Annotated in this window: 23 protein-coding genes; 6 read left to right on the forward strand and 17 right to left on the reverse strand. The window is 57.7% G+C overall.

Annotated elements, in window-relative coordinates; genetic code table 11:
- Positions 1–4 precede the first annotated feature (4 nt).
- From tusC to fkpA, 4 genes are all read right to left on the reverse strand, one after another.
- On the reverse strand, positions 5–364 hold the full coding sequence (tusC, locus tag L2Y28_RS20510; protein ID WP_022649593.1) for a sulfurtransferase complex subunit TusC: 360 nt from the start codon (positions 362–364) through the stop codon (positions 5–7).
- Positions 364–750 carry a sulfurtransferase complex subunit TusD gene (gene tusD, locus L2Y28_RS20515; RefSeq protein ID WP_003861699.1) on the reverse strand — a complete coding sequence of 129 codons (387 nt, stop codon included), beginning with the start codon at positions 748–750 and terminating at the stop codon, positions 364–366. Before tusD ends, tusC begins: the two co-directional genes overlap by 1 nt.
- Complete coding sequence (locus L2Y28_RS20520) at positions 750–1,472, reverse strand: transcriptional regulator (RefSeq protein ID WP_003861697.1); 723 nt, start codon at positions 1,470–1,472, stop codon at positions 750–752. Before L2Y28_RS20520 ends, tusD begins: the two co-directional genes overlap by 1 nt.
- Before the next feature lie 167 nt (positions 1,473–1,639).
- Positions 1,640–2,458, reverse strand: coding sequence for an FKBP-type peptidyl-prolyl cis-trans isomerase (gene fkpA, locus L2Y28_RS20525; protein ID WP_022649594.1), 819 nt, complete (start codon positions 2,456–2,458; stop codon positions 1,640–1,642).
- Positions 2,459–2,696: 238 nt separating this feature from the next.
- Here fkpA and L2Y28_RS20530 point away from each other — a divergent pair, with 238 nt between their 5' ends.
- Positions 2,697–2,915 (forward strand): protein SlyX, encoded by a 219-nt coding sequence (locus L2Y28_RS20530; RefSeq protein WP_022649595.1) that lies wholly within the window; start codon positions 2,697–2,699, stop codon positions 2,913–2,915.
- Positions 2,916–2,966: 51 nt separating this feature from the next.
- Here the strand turns inward: L2Y28_RS20530 and slyD are convergent, their stop codons facing one another.
- The 4 genes from slyD to kefG all read right to left on the reverse strand — a co-directional run bounded on the left by slyD (position 2,967) and on the right by kefG (position 6,216).
- Positions 2,967–3,551: a peptidylprolyl isomerase gene (gene slyD, locus L2Y28_RS20535; RefSeq protein WP_022649596.1), complete on the reverse strand. Its 585-nt coding sequence runs from the start codon at positions 3,549–3,551 to the stop codon at positions 2,967–2,969.
- A 94-nt stretch (positions 3,552–3,645) separates the two neighbouring features.
- On the reverse strand, positions 3,646–3,846 hold the full coding sequence (locus tag L2Y28_RS20540; RefSeq protein WP_022649597.1) for a YheV family putative zinc ribbon protein: 201 nt from the start codon (positions 3,844–3,846) through the stop codon (positions 3,646–3,648).
- Between the two features lie 13 nt (positions 3,847–3,859).
- Positions 3,860–5,665 (reverse strand): glutathione-regulated potassium-efflux system protein KefB, encoded by a 1,806-nt coding sequence (gene kefB / locus L2Y28_RS20545; protein WP_003861688.1) that lies wholly within the window; start codon positions 5,663–5,665, stop codon positions 3,860–3,862.
- A complete protein-coding gene (gene kefG / locus L2Y28_RS20550; RefSeq protein WP_003861686.1) occupies positions 5,665–6,216 on the reverse strand; it encodes a glutathione-regulated potassium-efflux system ancillary protein KefG in 552 nt (183 codons plus the stop codon). The genes kefB and kefG overlap by 1 nt, the downstream gene beginning before the upstream one ends.
- 132 nt (positions 6,217–6,348) lie before the next feature.
- Here kefG and L2Y28_RS20555 point away from each other — a divergent pair, with 132 nt between their 5' ends.
- Both L2Y28_RS20555 and L2Y28_RS20560 read left to right on the forward strand, forming a co-directional pair.
- Positions 6,349–8,253, forward strand: coding sequence for an ABC transporter ATP-binding protein (locus L2Y28_RS20555; RefSeq protein ID WP_022649598.1), 1,905 nt, complete (start codon positions 6,349–6,351; stop codon positions 8,251–8,253).
- 15 nt (positions 8,254–8,268) lie between these two features.
- The gene (locus L2Y28_RS20560; RefSeq protein ID WP_022649599.1) at positions 8,269–9,201 is read left to right on the forward strand and encodes a LysR substrate-binding domain-containing protein; all 933 of its coding nucleotides are present in this window, start codon (positions 8,269–8,271) and stop codon (positions 9,199–9,201) included.
- A gap of 102 nt (positions 9,202–9,303) precedes the next feature.
- Here the strand turns inward: L2Y28_RS20560 and mdcH are convergent, their stop codons facing one another.
- From mdcH to mdcA, 8 genes are all read right to left on the reverse strand, one after another.
- Positions 9,304–10,200, reverse strand: coding sequence for a malonate decarboxylase subunit epsilon (mdcH, locus tag L2Y28_RS20565; protein WP_022649600.1), 897 nt, complete (start codon positions 10,198–10,200; stop codon positions 9,304–9,306).
- Positions 10,200–10,817, reverse strand: a complete 618-nt coding sequence (locus tag L2Y28_RS20570; protein WP_022649601.1) for a malonate decarboxylase holo-ACP synthase — start codon at positions 10,815–10,817, stop codon at positions 10,200–10,202. Before L2Y28_RS20570 ends, mdcH begins: the two co-directional genes overlap by 1 nt.
- 2 nt (positions 10,818–10,819) lie before the next feature.
- On the reverse strand, positions 10,820–11,779 hold the full coding sequence (locus L2Y28_RS20575) for an AEC family transporter (protein WP_022649602.1): 960 nt from the start codon (positions 11,777–11,779) through the stop codon (positions 10,820–10,822).
- Between the two features lie 123 nt (positions 11,780–11,902).
- The gene (mdcE, locus tag L2Y28_RS20580) at positions 11,903–12,703 is read right to left on the reverse strand and encodes a biotin-independent malonate decarboxylase subunit gamma (RefSeq protein WP_003861675.1); all 801 of its coding nucleotides are present in this window, start codon (positions 12,701–12,703) and stop codon (positions 11,903–11,905) included.
- Positions 12,703–13,536, reverse strand: a complete 834-nt coding sequence (locus L2Y28_RS20585) for a biotin-independent malonate decarboxylase subunit beta (RefSeq protein WP_003861672.1) — start codon at positions 13,534–13,536, stop codon at positions 12,703–12,705. The genes mdcE and L2Y28_RS20585 overlap by 1 nt, the downstream gene beginning before the upstream one ends.
- Positions 13,529–13,828, reverse strand: a complete 300-nt coding sequence (gene mdcC, locus L2Y28_RS20590; protein ID WP_022649604.1) for a malonate decarboxylase acyl carrier protein — start codon at positions 13,826–13,828, stop codon at positions 13,529–13,531. The genes L2Y28_RS20585 and mdcC overlap by 8 nt, the downstream gene beginning before the upstream one ends.
- 9 nt (positions 13,829–13,837) lie before the next feature.
- Positions 13,838–14,695 (reverse strand): triphosphoribosyl-dephospho-CoA synthase, encoded by an 858-nt coding sequence (locus L2Y28_RS20595; RefSeq protein WP_022649605.1) that lies wholly within the window; start codon positions 14,693–14,695, stop codon positions 13,838–13,840.
- On the reverse strand, positions 14,695–16,350 hold the full coding sequence (gene mdcA / locus L2Y28_RS20600) for a malonate decarboxylase subunit alpha (RefSeq protein ID WP_023330194.1): 1,656 nt from the start codon (positions 16,348–16,350) through the stop codon (positions 14,695–14,697). The genes L2Y28_RS20595 and mdcA overlap by 1 nt, the downstream gene beginning before the upstream one ends.
- Positions 16,351–16,578: 228 nt before the next feature.
- Here mdcA and L2Y28_RS20605 point away from each other — a divergent pair, with 228 nt between their 5' ends.
- From L2Y28_RS20605 to L2Y28_RS20615, 3 genes are read left to right on the forward strand one after another with little or no spacing between them, the layout of a single operon-like run.
- Positions 16,579–17,601 carry a hydrolase gene (locus L2Y28_RS20605; protein WP_022649607.1) on the forward strand — a complete coding sequence of 341 codons (1,023 nt, stop codon included), beginning with the start codon at positions 16,579–16,581 and terminating at the stop codon, positions 17,599–17,601.
- Positions 17,598–17,816 (forward strand): YheU family protein, encoded by a 219-nt coding sequence (locus tag L2Y28_RS20610; protein WP_022649608.1) that lies wholly within the window; start codon positions 17,598–17,600, stop codon positions 17,814–17,816. Before L2Y28_RS20605 ends, L2Y28_RS20610 begins: the two co-directional genes overlap by 4 nt.
- Before the next feature lie 30 nt (positions 17,817–17,846).
- A complete protein-coding gene (locus L2Y28_RS20615; protein ID WP_003861663.1) occupies positions 17,847–18,716 on the forward strand; it encodes a phosphoribulokinase in 870 nt (289 codons plus the stop codon).
- Between the two features lie 85 nt (positions 18,717–18,801).
- Here L2Y28_RS20615 and L2Y28_RS20620 read toward each other — a convergent pair whose 3' ends face one another.
- The gene (locus tag L2Y28_RS20620) at positions 18,802–19,206 is read right to left on the reverse strand and encodes an OsmC family protein (protein ID WP_022649609.1); all 405 of its coding nucleotides are present in this window, start codon (positions 19,204–19,206) and stop codon (positions 18,802–18,804) included.
- Positions 19,207–19,390 lie beyond the last annotated feature (184 nt).

Below are 19,390 nucleotides of genomic sequence, written 5' to 3' on the forward strand. Positions count from 1 at the left end.
AGCCTCAGAAAGTCAGAACGGTATCGTAGTGAGAAAGTTGTTCGCGCAGCGCAGAAGATGTCAGGATCGTCACGTCCAGCACGACCGGTATTTTCTCATTTAACCCACGAGCGGCCAGCGAGTCGGCGCACACATAGAAGGTTTCAATGTCATAGAGCGGCAGAACTTTAAAGGTCGCAATGTAGTCGCGCGCAAGAATAGCCTGCGGTTGTTGGCCTGCCAGAAGCTGGAATACGCCATCGCCTAAAAAGAAGACGCCAATATCTTCGGTTAAAGCCGAGGTCGCCAGCAATGCATCCAGCCCTTCCCGGCCTGAAGCGCTGCCATGCGGGGCAGAAGTAAAAACAAACGCTACGCGCTTCATCAAAATTGCACCACTCTGTCGCAGGTCAACGCCGCCTGTGCTAATGCGCCTAATCCGCTGAGCGAAAAGCCCGGTTGCAGGTTAGCCCCTGCCAGACCAAGGCGTTCGGCTTCAGTCGCATCCGTCACGCCGCGACGCAGTGCCGCCGCGACGCAGATATGCAGGTCGACGCCCTGCGTTTCGTTTAATTTTTGCCAGGCGCGCACAAGGTCAAACTCATCGCTCGCCGGGGACGTAAACTGGTTCGCGTTATAGACCCCTTCACGATAGAAGAAGACGCTTGCCAGTTCATGACCGGCATCAAGCAGCGCATGGGCAAACTGTAGCGCGCTGCTGGCCTGCTGGGTACCGTACGCCGGGCCCGTCACCATTAACGCAAAACGCATTACTTGTCTTGCCCCAGGAAGTCGCCGCTTTTGAACTGGCGAATATAGAGGTAAACCGTGTGTTTGGAGATATTCAGGCGATCGGCCACCTGGTTGATGGCATCTTTGATATCAAAAATCCCTTTCTCATAGAGGTTCAGGACGATCTGACGATTCTTGGCGTTGTTGGATACGTTGCGATCGGCATTCACCTCTTCAATGGTGAACTCCAGCGTCTGTGTCACGAGATCCTCAACAGAAGAGGCAAAGTTCACCGATGAGCCCACGTCCGGCGTTTCTGGCGGAATGAAAGTGCTCATGATTTGCGAGAATGGCACATCAAGGTTCATGTTGATGCACAGCAAACCGATCACCCGGTGTTCGCGGTTTCGAATCGCGATCGTTTCTGATTTCATCAGCACGCCGCTTTTGGCGCGGGTGAAATAGCATTTTGAGACGCTGCTGTCCGCGCCGGTCATGTCATGCAACATACGCAATGCAAGGTCGGTGATTGGCGAACCAATTTTACGGCCAGTGTGCTCACCATTCGCAATGCGGATAGCGGAACACTTAAGATCTTGCAGGGAATGCAATACGATTTCGCAGTGGGAACCAATGAGCATCGCTAACCCGTCCACTACCGCTTCGTAGGATTTCAGAATATCGAAGTCGGTCTGGTCAAATGGACGTTGATCCAGCAAATCAAGTTCACTGGTTTCGTTGGTTAAAAGCGACCTGGACATGAAAAAAACACTCCTTTTCAGGAGCCTGTCGTTAGGTTTTCAGGGCAGGCTCATTATCTACACGGACAACTAAATTAATACAGCGTGTATAACGCTTTCCAGTGTTAATTATATCTGCCCCACAATAAAAAAACCGCCGCCTGTAAAGGCGGCGGTTTTTTTCAGCATTACTTCTTAGCTGCTGCGGCTTTGTCGTCAGCCGGTGCGTCTGTTTTCGCATCCGCTTTCGGCGCCGGTTTGATGTCCAGCAGTTCTACATCAAATACCAGCGTAGAGTTAGCCGGGATACCCGGAACGCCGGTTTTGCCGTAAGCCAGATCCGGTGGGATGACCAGCTTGATTTTACCGCCTTTCTTGATGTTCTTCAGGCCTTCGGTCCAGCCCGGGATCACACCGTCCAGACGGAAGGAGAGAGGCTCACCGCGAGTATAAGAGTTATCGAACTCTTTACCGTCGATCAGCGTACCTTTGTAGTTAACTACAACGGTGTCGCTGTCTTTAGGCGCGTCGCCGGTACCTTCTTTCTCAACTATATAGATCAGGCCAGTAGAAGACGTTTTAACGCCTTTCTCTTTAGCGAACTTATCGCGGTAGGCTTTGCCTTTCGCTTCGTTATCTTTAGCGTCTGCTTCCATCTTGGTCTGAGCGGCGCCTTTCACGCGCGCTTCAAACGCTTGCAGAGTCTGCTCGATTTCCTGGTCAGACAGTTTGCTCTTGTCTGCGAACGCATCCTGAACCCCTGCGATCAGCTGGTTTTTGTCCAGTTTGATGCCCAGTTTCTCTTGTTCTTTCAGAGAGTTTTCCATGTAACGGCCCAGAGACGCGCCAAGTGCGTAGGCGGATTTCTGGTCGTCATTCTTGAATGCCGCTTTGCTGTCTGTAGTCGCAGCAGGCTTCGCAGCAGTATCAGCAGCGAAAGACAGCGGCGCATTGAGCGCTACAGCCATAGTGGTCGCCAGCAGCGTAACTTTAAACAGTGATTTCATCCATATCTCCAGGACCTGAGGTCTCTCACCCCAGTGTTAAACGTAAATGAGTGACGTACTATAAAACGTTGTGGAAGAAATCTACAGACAGACTCCCCCGAATGTCGCTTCTTTTCAGACTATTTTTGTTTAAATAAGTTTCTTGTCAGGGAGATGGATACTGTACTTAAGGAAAAAGTCAGATAAACTTCGCCGCCGCTGGTCCATTATGGCGCATGAGAGATAAACGAGGTGAATGATGAAGGATACAACGCTCGAAGCGAGACTGGCTGAGCTGGAAAGCCGCCTGGCTTTTCAGGACATCACCATCGAAGAACTGAACCAGACCGTGACGGCTCATGAGCTTGAAATGGCAAAAATGCGCGATTTGATGCGACTTCTCACTGAAAAAGTGAAGGCAACGCAGTCGTCGCACATCGCCTCTCAGGCTGAAGAGACGCCACCACCTCATTATTGAGGCGTAAAAAAAGCGGGATTATCCCGCTTTTTTATTTTCCGCAGTACGGAATCAGTGGCAGCCGCAGCCGCCGTTACCGCAACCACCTTTACCGTGGCCGTGGTCATGACCATGATCGTGGCCGTGACCACCGCAGCAGCCGTCGTGGCCGTGATCGTGGTCATGACCGTGCGCACCATGAACGTGGCCATGAGCCAGCTCTTCTTCGGTCGCTTCACGGATAGCAACAACTTCTACGTTGAACTTCAGGTTCTGACCAGCCAGCATGTGGTTGCCGTCAACCACAACGTGGTCGTCTTCAACTTCTGTGATTTCAACCGGAACCGGACCCTGGTCAGTTTCAGCCAGGAAGCGCATGCCAACCTGCAACTCGTCAACGCCCATGAACACGTCTTTAGGAACGCGCTGAACCAGGTTGTCATCATACTGACCGTAAGCGTCGTTCGCGCCGACAGCAACGTCGAATTTGTCGCCAACTTCATGACCTTCCAGCGCCGTTTCCAGGCCGGAAATCAGGGAACCGTGACCATGCAGGTAGTCCAGCGGCGCACTCACCGGAGACTCATCAACCAACACACCGTCTTCTGTACGTACCTGATAGGCCAGGCTGACCACCAGGTCTTTTGCTACTTTCATGATATCTCCTGAGCGTGGGAAAATTGCTGGCGCAGATTGTAGCGGAATTCTGCACCCGTGTACCCTTAAGCTTAAAAAAACTCAGAGCATATCGCTAGTCTGGATGAAAAATGCCGATCACTTGCTCTTCTTTGCGAACGTGATCGCGGGCTTCTTTGTCGGCCTCACGCATCTGGTGACCGCACTTAACACATTCAACAATATCGATATTATTCTCCCGCCACATGGCCAGCGTATCTTGCGCCTGGCAAGACGGGCATTTTGCGCCCGCGATAAAGCGTTTACGTAAAGCCATCTTTCGTTACCCTTTATTCAAATTCATCCCAGCCGTCGAGCTGGCGTCGTTCCTGTTGCATCTCACGCTGGAAGATCTCCTCCAGTTCGCGACGCGCTTCCCGCACGCGGGAGATCTGCGCCGTGTCGCTGTGCACAGGCATCAGTTCACGCAGCATTCGCATATCCAGCCGGCGGAAATGCATCTGGGCGCGTTGCGCCTGGTGAGGATGCATACCCAGCGAAACCAGCGCCTTGCGCCCCAGCTCCAGCGCGCTGGAGAAGGTTTCGCGGGAGAAGTGTTTCACACCCGCCTGCAAAAGTTCGTGAGCCTCAACACGTCCGCGCGCACGCGCCAGAATATGCAGATGCGGGAAATGCTGCTGGCACAGCTCCACCAGCTTCATTGTGTCTTCCGGATCGTTACAGGTGATGACGATGGACTCCGCAGCCTCTGCGCCCGCCGAGCGCAACAGCTCAAGCTGCGTCGCATCCCCGTAGTACACCTTATAACCATATTTGCGCATCAGGTTGACGGCGCTGATATCGCGCTCCAGCACCGTAATGCGCATTTTATTTGCCATCAACAGGCGACCAATCACCTGTCCGAAGCGGCCAAAGCCCACGACGATCACCTGCGGTTTATCATCTTCCACCCACGGCGCTTCGTCTTCATCGTCTGCGGGATTCAGGCGGCGCGACAGCAGTTTGTCCACCAGCTTCATCAGCAGCGGCGTGGTCATCATCGACAGCGTGACCGTCACCAGCAGCAGCGCCATCTGGTCATCTTTGAACAGCTTCTGAGACGACGCAGTGGAAAACAGCACAAACGCAAACTCTCCGCCCTGACTTAACACGCTGGAAAACTGCATCCTTTCCGAGCTGCGCAGCCCGTAAATCCGCGCGAGGAGATAAAGCACCAGCGTTTTGACCGCCACCAGCACGGCGACACTCGCAATAACCCACAGCAGATGGGTATAGAGCACGCCAAGATTAAGCGCCATACCCACCGAGATAAAGAACAGCCCTAACAGCAGCCCCTTAAACGGATCGATGGCGGTCTCCAGCTCGTGGCGGTACTCGCTTTCCGCAAGCAGCACCCCGGCGATAAACGTCCCGAGCGCCATCGACAGCCCCAGCGCATCCATAAACAGCGCTGAACCAAGCACCAGCAGCAGCGTTGCGGCGGTGAAGACCTCGCGTACGCCGGATGCGGCAATAAACCGGAACACTGGACGCAGTAAAAACCGTCCGCCGATCAGCATCCCCGCGAAGGCCAGCACCTTCATGGAGATCTTCATCCAGTCGAAATGATCGTCTCCGGAGCCTGCCAGCAGCGGCACCAGCGCCAGCGCCGGGATCACCGCTAAATCCTGGAACAGCAGCACCGAAAAGCCCAGTTGCCCCGCCTCGTTGCGGTTCATCCCTTTGTCGCGCATCAGCTGAAGCGCCATCGCCGTCGACGACATCGCAAGACCGATCCCGCCAATCACCGCGGCCTGCCAGGAAAACTGCGTCAGCATCAGCAGGCCCGCCAGAATGGCGGCGCTGAGCAATACCTGCGCCGCCCCGACGCCAAAAATAGATTGCCGCAGTTGCCACAGCTTGGACGGATTAAGCTCAAGCCCGATGATAAACATCAGGAACACCACGCCCAGCTCGGAGAAGTGGAGAATTTCATCCACATCGCTGATAAACCCAAGCCCCCAGGGACCAATGGCTATCCCCGCCAGCAAATAGCCCAGCACCGCGCCAATGCCGAGACGCGCGGCAAGGGGGACCGCGACGACGGCGGCGAACAAAAACAGCACCCCGGCGAGGAGTAAATTCGAACCGTCCATTAGCGTCCTCCCGCCGGAATCGGTGACGCCAGCCATTCGCCATAGGCCCTGGCATGGCTCGCCAGCGCTTTCGGATCCTGCCGCCGTGCCCAGTAGATAATAATCGGGCTCATCCAGTGCATACGGCACATCGCCGCCGTCAGCTCAAACGGCCGCAGAATGTCGCTCATGGGGTAACGGTTCAGCCCGTCGTGACGGTAAGCGCTTTCCGGCTCACCGGTGGTGATGACACTCCGCCAGTACTTTCCCGCCAGCTGGTTGCCCCCCACCCCGCTGGAAAAGCCCCGGCTCAGCACGCGGTCCAGCCACTCTTTCAGCAGCGCCGGACAGCTATAGGTATAAAGCGGATGCTGGAACACAATCACGTCGTGCTGACGCAGCAGTTCCTGCTCGTAAGGAATATCAATAAAGAAATCGGGATAGTGCGCGTAGAGATCGTGCACCGTTACGTTACTGAGCTGTGTGGCCGGCTTAAGCAGCACCCGGTTTGCCACCGAGTCCTGTGATTCCGGATGGGCATACAGCAGCAGCACTTTCGCTGTCTGAGACATCACTCCCCTCCCGGTTCTGTTTTTGTGTATTGTTGTCGTTTTGGGCTACCATGGCGGCCCGGTGGGGAAATTGGCCCACACCTTACATTATCATAATGACAAATTAACATAGTCGGAACATACGGCGCTTCTATGATTGTTTTCTCCTCGTTACAAATTCGTCGCGGCGTGCGCGTCCTGCTGGATAACGCGACTGCTACCATCAACCCGGGCCAGAAAGTGGGGCTGGTCGGCAAAAACGGCTGCGGTAAATCCACCCTGCTGGCACTGCTGAAAAACGAGATAAGCGCGGATGGCGGGAACTTTACCTTCCCGGGCAACTGGCAGCTCGCCTGGGTAAACCAGGAGACCCCCGCGCTGAGCGAACCGGCGCTCGACTATGTTATCGACGGCGACCGTGAATACCGCAAGCTCGAAGCGGAGCTCAACGCCGCCAACGAACGCAACGACGGCCACGCCATCGCCACCGTCCACGGCAAGCTGGACGCCATCGACGCCTGGACCATTCGCTCCCGCGCCTCCAGCCTGCTGCACGGCCTGGGCTTCAGCAACGAACAGCTTGAACGCCCGGTGAGCGATTTCTCGGGTGGCTGGCGTATGCGCCTTAACCTGGCGCAGGCGCTGATCTGCCGCTCTGACCTCCTGCTGCTCGATGAACCGACCAACCACCTCGATCTCGATGCGGTTATTTGGCTGGAGAAGTGGCTCAAGAGCTATCAGGGCACTCTGATTCTGATCTCCCACGACCGCGACTTCCTCGACCCGGTGGTGGATAAAATCATTCATATCGAACAGCAAAGCCTGTTCGAGTACACCGGCAACTACAGCTCTTTCGAGCGCCAGCGCGCGACGCGCCTCGCCCAGCAGCAGGCGATGTATGAAAGCCAGCAGCAGCGCGTGGCGCACTTGCAAAGCTTTGTGGATCGCTTCAAGGCCAAGGCGTCAAAAGCCAAGCAGGCGCAGAGCCGCGTCAAAATGCTGGAACGCATGGAGATGATTGCCCCCGCGCACGTGGATAACCCGTTCCACTTCAGCTTCCGCGAGCCGGAGAGCCTGCCGAACCCGCTGCTGAAAATGGAAAAAGTGAGCGCGGGCTATGGCGATCGCATTATCCTCGACTCTATCAAGCTCAACCTGGTGCCAGGTTCACGCATTGGTCTGCTGGGACGTAACGGCGCCGGTAAATCGACGCTGATCAAGCTGCTGGCGGGCGAGCTTAACCCGGTCAGCGGCGAAATCGGCCTGGCGAAAGGCATCAAGCTTGGCTACTTCGCCCAGCATCAGCTGGAATTTTTACGCGCGGATGAATCGCCGATCCAGCACCTGGCGCGCCTGGCGCCGCAGGAGATGGAGCAGAAACTGCGCGACTACCTCGGCGGCTTTGGCTTCCAGGGCGATAAGGTGACGGAAAACACCGAGCGCTTCTCCGGGGGCGAAAAAGCCCGTCTGGTGCTGGCGCTGATCGTCTGGCAGCGCCCGAACCTGCTGCTGCTTGATGAACCGACCAACCACCTCGATCTCGACATGCGCCAGGCGCTGACCGAAGCGCTGATAGAGTTCGAAGGGGCGCTGGTTGTCGTATCGCACGACCGCCACCTGATCCGCTCCACCACCGACGATCTCTACCTGGTGCACGGCGGCAAAGTGGAGCCGTTCGACGGCGATCTGGAAGATTATCAGCAGTGGCTGACGGACGTGCAGAAGCAGGAAAACCAGCCGGAAGAGTCAGCGAAAGACAACGCCAACAGCGCCCAGGCGCGTAAAGATCAGAAGCGCCGTGAAGCGGAACTGCGCACCCAGACGCAGCCGCTGCGTAAAGAGATTGCCCGTCTCGAAAAAGAGATGGAAAAGCTCAACGCCACGCTTGCTGCCGTCGAAGAGAAGCTGGGCGACAGCGAACTGTACGATCAGAGCCGCAAAGCGGAGCTGACGGACTGTCTGCAAACGCAGGCGAAAGCCAAATCCAGCCTCGAAGAGTGCGAAATGGCATGGCTGGACGCGCAGGAACAGTTGGAAGCGATGCTGCAAGCCGACTAACACGCCGGGAGGGTTATGGGCTTCGATACCACGAGCGAGATTACATTCCGTAAGCTCAGCATCTTCATGACGTTCATGGACAAGGGCAATATCGCACGTACCGCCGAAACGCTCGGCCTGAGCGGTGTCAGCGTGCACCGCGCGCTGCATACCCTCGAAGAGAACGTCCGCTGCCCGCTCTTTGCTCACAAAGGGCGTAACCTGATTGCCCTCCCCTCCGCGTGGACGCTGCTGGAGTATTGTCAGGAGGTGATGCAGGTGATGGAGCGCGGGCTGGAAGAGTCGCGCAAGATTGCCGGTATCGGCCAGGGACGGTTGCGCGTCGGTACGCTTTACTCGCTGACGCTGGAAACCGTGCCGCGCCTGATAATGGGCATGAAGCTGCGCCGTCCGGATCTGGAGATGGATCTGACGATGGGCTCGAACGAAACCCTGCTCCATATGCTGGATGAGGGGTCGCTGGATGCGATTTTAATCTCTATCTCCGAGAGCGATATCGACCGTAACAGCCTCGAAGTGCTGCCCCTGTTCCATGACGATATTTTCCTTGCCGCACCGGCCTCTGCCACGCTGAATACCAGCGGTCCCGCCGATCTGCGTGACTATAAAGATCAGAAGTTTGTCGCCCTCGCGGAAGGGTTCGCCACTTACGCCGGGTTTCAGGAAGCGTTTCATATTGCCGGTTTCGAGCCGGAGATTGTGACGCGGGTAAACGATATTTTCTCGATGCTGAGCCTGGTGCAGGCGGGGGTCGGGTTTACGCTGATGCCGGGCAGGATGAAGAAAGTGTACGAAAATTCGGTGCAGCTACTGAAGCTGGCACAGCCGTACCAGATGCAGCAGCTGATTGCGATCGTCTTTGCCCGCAACCGCGAGCAGGATCCGAGCCTGCGAGCATTGGCCGCGGAAGGGCGGATGTACGCCAGAAGTTTGCAGGACGGAGCCTGAGGCCTTGCCGGGTGGCGACGCGTTGCGTCTTACCCGGCCTACAAAATAATACAACCGAACCCGTAGGCCCGGTAAGGCGCAGCCGCCACCGGGCAAAAAAACTCACGCACGCAGTCGACCCGCCAGATGCACCGCCACGTCCACCCCGCTGCGCTCCAGCGAAATGGATTCGCCTTCCCACGCCGCCTGCCGCGTCAGGCAGGTTAATATGCCTCCCGGCGGCATCTCAATCGCCAGCCGCGCTTCACGCTCGTTAGCGGAAATCACCGCCTCCTGCCAGCGCACGGTTCGCGCCATGTTCATTGCCAGATCGTCGGCAATTTTCTCCGGCTGCCAGAGCACGCGTCCGGTACTGCCGCTCAGGTACGCGCAGCGGGGACGGGAAAGCGTGACCGATTCAAACGCCGCTGCCAGCTTCTTCGCCGGTTCCGCCAGCAGCGCGCAGTGCGATGGCACGCTCACCGCCAGCCGTTTGGCCTTGCTTGCACCCTTCGCCAGCGCGCGCTCCGCCACCTGCGCCATACCGTCATCGGTTCCGGCAATCACGATCTGCGTTTCGGCGTTCAGGTTAGCGATATAGGTTCCAGTCCCCTGAATCAGGTTTTCCACCTGCGGCAGGGTCAACCCCATAATCGCCGTCAGGCCGTAGCCGTGCGGATACGCCTGCTCCATCAAATCACCGCGCAGCGCCACCAGCTTCAGCGCATCCGTAAAGTCCAGCGAGCCTGCGATAACCGCCGCAGGATAAGCGCCAATGGACAGACCGCTGACAATATCCGGCGACACGCCGCGACGTTCCAGCTCGCGCGCCCAGGCCACGCCGGCAATCAGCAGTGAAAGCTGAACCGCACGGGTGTGGGTTAACGAGGATGCGCTGTCCAGGGTATCGACTTCCGCCCCCAGCACAGCACGGGCCTGCTCCAGCTCCGTTCCCGGCAGGTTTTGCAGCATACCTTCGTGCTGTGTGCCCTGCCCCGGAAAGGTAAACAGTATTTTCATTACTCCTCCCTGTGCCATGGATCCGCTACCAGGCGCGGTCCACATTGCGTTTTTAGCAGCGTTTTGCCGTCGCGTAACCATTCTGCCAGCGCGAATCCGCCCTCGGGCGTGTCCACCTGCGTATCCGCCCGGCACAACGCACGGTTGAGCTGAGCCTGCCAGTCAGTAAACGCCTCAGGGGAAACGGTACGCGGGGCGCGGATCAGCAGATCGAGATCGCTATCGGCGTGGATCACCGGAATGCCGGTCGCCAGCGCGTAACCCGTACTACCGGTTATCCCCCACGTCCACGGCCACGACTGCTGCGCAAGCTGAAGTGCCACCTGAACCGGCGGCTGAGTGACAAACGGCGAACGCAGCAGGTCGGCGGCAACGCTCAACTCTTCGGGCGACACCACGCGCAACGCGTTCTCAGGCTTCACCCATCCGGCCGCCCGCTGGTCGCGGCGCAATCCGCGCACGCCAACGGGAATACGGCCTTCATTATCAACATCACGCCGCACCACTACCGGTAGCCCGGTATGCCAGGCCGCGTCTACCCAGGATTCGGTAATCCCTTCCAGAGCGTCGCGCGCGGTAAGCCAGATGAGGTCGTGTGGGCGTAATGTTGTGGTCATAATTACATTCCTGAAGTCAGCGAGATAAACAGCGGCAGCGACAGAATACACAGTATGGAGCTCAACAGCAGCACGGCTTCAGCATCCGGCGACTGCACGCCAAAGCGGTTACCGAACACCACGCCAAAGAAGCCCGCAGACAGCGCAATCATCAGGATGGCGGTGATCGCCACGGAGCCGTGCAGACCGAAGATTAAAACGATACCCCAGGCAATCGCTGGCTGGACCAGCAGCTTGGCGATAGTGGAAGTGATCACCATGGTGTTGATCTGAAGCTTACGCGCGGAGAGGATCACCCCGGTCAGGAACAGCGCCGCAGCGGTCGCGGACAGTCTCAGAGGTTTAATCGCCGCCAGTACCAGCTCTGGCATTTTGATGCCGATAGCGGACAGGATCACCCCCAGCAGCGGGCCCATCACGATCGGTTTTTTAATGGAGCGCCACATCAGCACCGGCAGCATGGAAAGCGTTGAACCGGAGTTATTGCCCTCGGCGCGCGCTTTTTCACGCTCCAGAATAAGCAGGCAGAACGGGGTCATCAGCACCGAACCACAGGCGATGGAGACCGCCACGGAGAGTGAAGTAGAAGAACTTTCACCCAGCACGCTGCCCAGAATCGGCAGGCCGAGCGCCGCATAGTTTGGCAGAGCGACGGTCAGCGTCAGTACGGCCGCATCCTGCGGAGATTTTTTAAAGACTTTGGTGGCGAGGAAGTAGATGGCCGCATAGGTGATCCACATCGCCAGGGTGAGCACCAGGATCAGCGGCGACTGCGCCACAATGCCGGTCCACGGGGTTTGCACGGTGGCGCTGAACAGCGCGGCAGGGAGTGCAAAATCCATAACGAAGATATTCAGCAGGGAAACATTTTTGTTATCGACCATCTTTGCTTTACCGGCCCAGAATCCCAGCAGCATGATGACGAAAATCGGTGCAAGAGCATGAACAATTACGTAAGTCATAAATCACCTGTAGTAAAAAAGTTTAAGCACTGGCGCGATGTTTATTATTTTCAGGATGCAGGTTCCCGCGTGGACGCAACGGGCGCGCCCACGGGGTAATGCATCTGGCAGGTCTCTTTTTACTTACCAGCTGGCTCGCATACGTTCACGTACGAGCGCCGAGCTGCGGCGGTTGTCAGCACCCAGACGGTTTTTCAACGTGGTGTCCTGACGAGCGTCGCTGATGGCCTGTTGCAGGGTAGTTTTCACCCGCGTCAGATCGCTTTCGGAAGGGGCATCCGGGTTGCTGATATCCAGCAGGTCGGAGAGCAGCCCCAGCGTGGCGTAGTTGCTGATGTCGTACGCCATTGGCGGAATGGTTGCCGCCAGTTTTTCCAGCGCCTCCACGGTACGCAGCGTAATGCGCGCCGCAGACTCTTTGCCCATGGCATGGATCAGCACGCCTTTATCGTTGAAGGCAATCAGGCGGTTGGCCTGGTAGCCGTGCGCCAGAAACGCGCCGGACATGGCCTTACCGACGATAAGACCAATCACCGGATGCCCCGCCAGCCGCGCATTGGCATAGGCGGCAGCGGCGCCGGCCAGCGCCTGGTGGATACCAAACGCCTCTTCGCGACGGCCATAGGCCTGGCTTGGGACATCGATCACCGCCACAATCGGGCGCTTCACGGCTTTATCGGCGTCAGCGGCGACGGTTTCGCTGACCACTTTTGCCAGCGTCCATCCTTCCAGCAGGCCGACTTCACCCTGCGCCGCGCGCGGGAAGTGGTTGTTGGCGTCCGGCACCACGGCGACAAAGCGCACCGTTTCACCGTTCAGCTCGCCGTCTGCCGCCTGCACGGACGGGCATAACCCCTCCAGACGTTTCGCGTTCGGGGCCAGAGTTTCCAGCCAGAGTTCGCCACGGCTAATTGAGTTAGTCATCATTTCACCTCCCGGGCAAAAAGCGCTTTAATCTGTTCGGCATCGGCCTGTTTGCGGGTGTCGAAATTCGTCAGACGGTTCAGGTAATCGTCGTAGTTATCGGTGCGATGTTTCGCCGGTACGCCTTTGGCGATGGCCTCGTTCATCGCGGCTTTCACCGCGTTCACGCCGTCGCCCACCAGCGCGTCCACCAGCCCACTTTCATAGCGCACTTCGCCGCCGGTCATGCTCCAGATAAACGGACGGTCGCGGGAGTCATACTCTTCAATGCCCGCTTCCTGCTCAATAACCTGCGGGCCGTTGAGGCCAAGACGCGCTTCGCGGGTCACAATCAGGTAGCTGCACAGCGCCGCGGCGATAGACATCCCGCCGAAGCAGCCCACGGTCCCGGCGACAATCCCGACAACCGGGGTATAGCGACGCAGGTCAACGATCGCGGCGTGGATATCGGCAATCGCCGCCAGGCCGAGGTTGGCTTCCTGCAAACGTACGCCGCCGGTTTCGAGGCACAGTACCGCCTGAGTCGGAATGCCGTTGCGGTTATCTTCCGCAGCCAGCTCCAGCGCCGCCGCCATTTTGGCACCGGACACTTCGCCCATGCTGCCGCCCTGGAAGGTGCCTTCAATCGCCACCACCACTGCAGGCTGGCCGTTGATAGTCCCTTTCGCGACTACCATGCCGTCATCGGCCTGAGGAACAATCCCCTGTGGCCCAAGCCACGGAGAGATAATGCCTTCAAACGGATCCAGTAGTTCGCGGTAGCTGCCGTCGTCGAGCAGCGCCTGCGCACGCTGGCGCGCTTTTAATTCGATAAAGCTGCTGTCATCACGCATGGTTCACCCCTTCAAAAACCTGTTCGATACGAATGCGTGCCACGCCCGGCGTCGCGCCGAAGTCGTGGATGGTCAGCTTACCTGCGGGCAGGCTGCTGACGGTTTGCAGGCGATTGAACAACGCCTCCCAGCGCCCACGGCTGTTGTCGACGGAGGTGGTGATATCAATGATTAAGGTCTGGCCCGGTTCGGCGGTGAAAAGCACCTCCATATCCCCGGAACCGACTACCCCTGCCAGCGCCCTGCCGCTTACTTCGCGGCTGGCGGGCACGGTCAATGTGATTTTTTCCATAACATCCTCTTAATGCTTTGAATAGGGCGTTTCGACGCGGTCAAGAAACAGCGTGGCGGCAAGCAGGTCTGCGGCTCCGCCCGGCGAGGCGTTAAGCGTCAGCATCTGACGGTCTAACCGCGCCAGCGCCTGCTGCCCCGCAAGTGTTGCGCATCCTCCCGCGTTCAGCACCGCACGGGCGCCGTTCTGCATGGCATCCAGCCCCTCCATGCCGGCGCGCGACAGCACGCAGGTGTCGGTGAGCGAGGTCATGATCGCCATCAGCGCGTCGAGTCTGGCCTGCGTTTCGCTGCTGCCGTTGAGACGGCTGAGGTGAAGCTGCGGCAGCGCGCGCTGCATGATGTGCGGAAACGCCTGCTGAGCCTCTTCACGCGCGCCCGGTACACGGTAGCGGTGCGTGACGCGTAACCCCTTGCTGAATACTTTCGGCGCCGCGTCATCCGGCAGTTTCGCCAGCTGAGCGGCGGTGTTCGCGACGGTTTGCGCCCGGGCATCGCCGCCCAGCATCGCCACCGCGCTCACCAGCAATCCCAGCGCCCAGATCGCGCCACGGTGTGTGTTCACGCCGTCGGTAGCGGCCATCATCTGCCGTTCGCCTTCACGACCCAGGCGGCCAACGGTTTGCCTGAGGGCAATATCCGCCGGACGCTGCCAGCTCTGTTGCGCCAGCGCCTGAAACGTGGGGGTCAGGCTGTGAGCGGAGCGCTCCATCAGCGCAAGCGATAAATCGTGATGCGCGCCGTTCCCCCGGCTGTCCACCAGACCGGGCTTCGGGCTTAAACGTGCTTCGTCAATCAGACACTGCGTGGCGGTTCGCGCCAGCCATTCGGCACCGCCTTCAACCTGGATCTGGGGCAGAAGTTTCATTACCAGCTCCGGAATTTCGCAGGTGGGTTATACAGGCCGCCGGACCACTCAACGAGGTCAGCCACGCTGCCCGCAGCCAGCAGAGAGCGGGTGGCATCGGTACGACGAATGCCAATATCTTCCGGATACACAACCTTGCCGCTCTGGCGCAGTTCCGCCACGCGTTTGGCATCAACGCCCAGACCGATATCGGTGATACCCGCCACGGCGGCGACCATGGCGCGACGCTCTTCCAGATCTTTTGCCCGGTAGAGGTAAGCAATCCCCTCTTCCGTCAGCACGTGGGTGACGTCATCGCCGTAAATCATAACCGGCGCCAGCGGCATGCCGGAGGCTTTCGCCACGTCTACGGCGTCGAGTTTCTCCACGAAGGTTGGCTTCACGCCCGCCTGGAAGGTTTCCACCATCTGCACAACCAGCTTTTTACCGCGCTGCATCGGGTCAGGCTCGGTGATCATGTTCAGCCAGGCCGGTGTGGCGTGGCGACGACCGTGCGGATCGTGGCCCATGTTTGGTGCGCCGCCGAAGCCGGAGAGACGGCCGCGGGTCACGGTTGAGGAGTTAGCGTAACCATCAACCTGTAGCGTGGAGCCGATAAACATATCGACCGCGTACTGACCAGCCAGCTGACAGAAGGCGCGGTTAGAGCGCATGGAGCCGTCAGCACCGGTAAAGAACACGTCCGGACGGGCGCGGATGTACTCTTCCATCCCCAGCTCGCCGCCGAAGCAGTGGACGCTCTCCACCCAGCCGCTTTCGATGGCCGGGATCAGCGTTGGATGCGGGTTCAAAGTCCAGTGTTTACAGATTTTGCCTTTGAGTCCGAGCTGTTCGCCGTAGGTTGGCAGCAGCAGTTCGATCGCTGCGGTATTAAAGCCAATCCCGTGGTTCAGTGACTGCACCTGGTGTTCAGCGTAGATGCCTTTAATCGCCATCATCGCCATCAGGATGTGTTCCTGTTTAATCAGGCGCGGGTCGCGGGTGAAGAGCGGTTCAATAAAGAACGGCTTGTCCGCCACCACCACGTAATCGATCCACGAGCCCGGAATATCGACGCGCGGCAGGTCGCACTCGTCGTCCACCAGCTCGTTCACCTGTGCGATGACGATGCCGTCGTGGAACGCGGCGGCTTCCACCAGCGCCGGGGTATCTTCGGTACTCGCCCCGGTGTAGAGGTTACCTTTACGGTCCGCTTTAAAACCGGCAATCAGCGCCACGTTTGGCGAAAGGTCGACGTATAAACGTGAGTAGAGTTCGATGTAGGTGTGAATCGCCCCGATTTCGAGCTGACCATCCTCCAGCAGCTGCGAAATGCGCAGGCTTTGCGTACCGGAGAAGGAGAAGTCGAGCTTGCGGGCAATGCCTTTCTCAAAGATGTCCAGATGTTCGCTGCGGCCCACGCTCGGCATGATCATATGCAGATCGTGCACGATTTGCGGGTTCACTTCGGCCAGTGAACGGGAAAGGAAATCCGCCTGCTTCTGGTTGTTGCCTTCCAGAACGACTTTGTCGCCTGGTGCGATCAGTTTTTCCAGCATGGCGACAAGATCGCCGGTTGGCAGTACCTTGCCCTGCACCGGTACGGACGCCAGACGACGCGCTTTCTCGCTGCGTCGGGTGTTCCATTGCCGGGTGGGTGTTTGCCCAGATAACATTATTAACCTCCTGATTCAGCACATCATTCTGATTTGCTTAACGTTGAGTAAAGTGTGCGCTCTGGTGAGAAAGGCATCAATTAAGCGTAGGACGTAATCATTAGCCTGAGAGTAATAATCAAGGTAAAGAAATGTGATCGGGATCAGTTCATGTTTCGGAAAAACGGGCTAAACGGGGTACAATTCGGAAGGTATAGTTAATTTCTGACAAGAATCAGCATCGCCCTTATGACCCAAATCATTCCCTCAGACTTCGACATTGCAGCCGAAGAGAGCGCAGAGTTCGTGCCCATGCGCGGTGTGGCTAACCCTCACCTGCAAACCATGCTGCCGCGCCTGATCCGCCGCAAGGTGCAGTTCAACCCCCACTGGCAGCGCATTGACCTGCCGGACGGTGACTTTTTGGATCTCGCCTGGAGCGAAGATCCGGATCGGGCCAGACATAAACCCCGTCTGGTGGTGTTTCACGGCCTGGAAGGCAGCCTGCACAGCCCTTACGCACACGGTCTCATTGAGGCGGCGAAAGCCCGCGACTGGCTTGGGGTGGTGATGCATTTTCGCGGATGCAGCGGCGAGCCTAACCGTCAGAAACGCATTTATCACTCGGGTGAAACCGAGGACGGCTCCTGGTTCCTGCGCTGGCTAAGAGACAATTTCGGCGAGGCACCAACGGCAGCGGTGGGGTATTCGCTGGGCGGGAATATGCTGGCCTGCCTGCTGGCGAAGGAGAGCGACGCGGTGCCGCTGGATGCGGCGGTGATTGTCTCTGCGCCCTTTATGCTGGAGCAGTGCAGTTATCATATGGAAAAGGGATTTTCGCGGGTCTATCAGCGCTACCTGCTCAACCTGCTGAAAGCCAACGCCGCACGTAAACTTAAGGCCTATCCGGATACGCTGCCTGTGACGCTGCAACAGCTCAAACGCGTGAAGCGCCTGCGCGAGTTTGATGATTTGATCACCTCTAAAATTCACGGCTTTGCCGATGCGATTGACTATTACCGTCAGTGCAGCGCCATGCCTTTACTGAATCAAATCACGAAACCCACGCTGATTATCCACGCCAAAGACGATCCGTTTATGGATCATCACTCGATCCCCGCCCCTGACTATCTGCCGGATAACGTGGAGTATCAGCTCACTGAGTTCGGCGGGCACGTGGGCTTTGTTGGCGGCACGCTGCGTCGGCCAAAAATGTGGCTTGAGACGCGTATACCCGACTGGTTAACGGCCTATCTGGACGGTAAAAAATGATTATTCCCTGGCAGGATCTCTCTCCCGACACGCTCGATAATCTGATTGAAAGCTTTGTCTTGCGCGAAGGCACCGATTATGGTGAACATGAACGTTCGCTTGAACAAAAGGTCAGCGATGTGAAGCGCCAGCTTAAAAGCGGCGACGTGGTGCTGGTATGGTCCGAACTGCATGAGACGGTCAATATCATGCCACGCAACGCGTTTCACGGCTGATCTTTACACTTTTCCAGTCAGGGAGTTGCTATGTCTGCCAGACATCCGGTTATTGCCGTTACGGGTTCGAGTGGGGCGGGAACCACTACCACCAGCCTCGCCTTCCGCAAGATTTTCGCCCAGCTTAACTTACGGGCGGCAGAGGTAGAGGGCGACAGCTTTCACCGCTACACGCGCCCGGAGATGGATATGGCCATCCGCAAGGCGCGCGATCTGGGTAAACACATCAGCTATTTTGGCCCGGAGGCGAATGACTTCGGCCTGCTGGAGCAAACCTTCCGTGAATACGGGCAAAGCGGTACCGGGCAGTCCCGCAAGTATCTCCACACCTACGATGAAGCCGTGCCCTGGAACCAGGTCCCCGGCACGTTCACGCCCTGGCAGCCGCTGCCGGAACCGACTGACGTGCTGTTTTACGAAGGATTGCACGGCGGCGTGGTGACGCCTCAGCACGACGTGGCGCGCCACGTGGATTTGCTGGTGGGGGTGGTGCCGATTGTTAACCTTGAGTGGATCCAGAAGCTGACGCGTGACATGAGCGAGCGCGGCCATTCGCGAGAGGCGGTCATGGACTCGGTGGTGCGCTCCATGGAAGATTACATCAACTTCCTGACGCCGCAGTTCTCCCGAACCCACATTAACTTCCAGCGCGTCCCCACCGTGGACACCTCCAACCCGTTCGCGGCAAAAAGCATCCCTTCCCTGGACGAGAGCTTTGTGGTGATCCACTTCCGCAACCTGGAAGGCATTGATTACCCCTGGCTGCTGGCGATGCTACAGGGTTCGTTTATTTCGCACATGAATACGTTAGTGGTGCCCGGGGGAAAAATGGGGCTGGCAATGGAGCTGATCATGACACCGCTGGTGCAGCGGCTGATGGAAGGAAAGCAAATCGCGTGAGTTGTTTTGCCCGGTGGCGCTGCGCTTACCGGGCCTACGGGCGTGCTTTTGTAGGGCGGGTAAGCGAAGCGCCACCCGCCAAAAATTAAGCCTCGATCACTTCATACGAATGGGTGATGTTTACCGCTTTCTCCAGCATTAGCGCCACAGAGCAGTATTTCTCCGCTGACAGGTCAACCGCACGCGAGACCGCCGCATCCTTCAGTTCTTTGCCGGTGACGATAAAGTGCAGATTAATATGCGTGAACAGACGTGGCGCCTCTTCGCGACGTTCTGACGTCAGCTTCACTTCACAATCGGTCACGTCATGACGGCCTTTTTGCAGGATCGACACCACGTCGATCGCACTGCATCCACCTGCCGCCATCAGCACCATTTCCATCGGGCTTGGAGCTTTATCGCCGGAGTTCCCATCCATCAAAACCTGGTGCCCGGAAGCAGACTCGCCCAGGAACGTTAACCCTTCAACCCATTTCACACGCGCTTGCATATTCACTCACTCCAACGTTGCATTTTTTATGACAGATTACGTGTACGTTACATTTCTCGCAACGGAAGGCGACCTGCGTCATGCTGAAGCGAGACACCAGGAGACACGCGGCGAAAGCTATGCTAAAACACTCTGGATGCTACAGTAATACATTGACGTTACACATGTATGCAGAGGACATCAA

The sequence above is a fragment of the Enterobacter sp. JH25 genome (genome assembly GCF_021725435.1).
GTDB lineage: Bacteria > Pseudomonadota > Gammaproteobacteria > Enterobacterales > Enterobacteriaceae > Enterobacter > Enterobacter intestinihominis.